The 393-nt window shown below is 67.2% G+C and carries 1 pseudogene; it reads right to left on the bottom strand.

Annotated elements, in window-relative coordinates:
- Positions 1 to 393: pseudogene (locus U5A52_RS43115) on the bottom strand (heme utilization protein); the annotation flags it as partial.

The raw sequence follows: 393 nt of genomic DNA, 5'->3' as shown, positions 1-393 counted from the left end.
CCGTGCTCAGACCCGCCACCTGACCCGTCGTCAGCGAGGCGATTGCCAGCGTTGCCAGCTGTGCCGTGCTCAGCGCGTTCAGCGCCGTCGTGGTCAGCGACTGCACCTGCGTGCTCGTCAGCGAAGCGATGCCTGCCGTGCCAAGACCGCTCACGAGCTGGCTCGTGCTCAGCGCGTGCAGGTCAGCCGAGTTCAGCTGGCGCACCTGCGTCGAGCTCAGTGCCGCGAGCTGGCCCGTGCTCAAACCCGAAACCTGTGCGCTCGTCAGCAGGTTCACCGACAGCGTCGCCAGCTGCGACGTCGTCAGCGCGTTGAGCGCCGTCGAGGTCAGCGACTGCACTTGCGAAGACGTCAGCTGGCCAATGCCTGCCGAACCCAGCGCCTGCACTTCAG

The sequence above is a fragment of the Paraburkholderia sp. J8-2 genome, assembly GCF_905220195.1.
In the GTDB taxonomy this organism is placed as follows: domain Bacteria; phylum Pseudomonadota; class Gammaproteobacteria; order Burkholderiales; family Burkholderiaceae; genus Paraburkholderia.
Note: the sequence above shows the minus strand (reverse complement) of the source record. Positions and strands in the feature narration are given on the sequence as shown.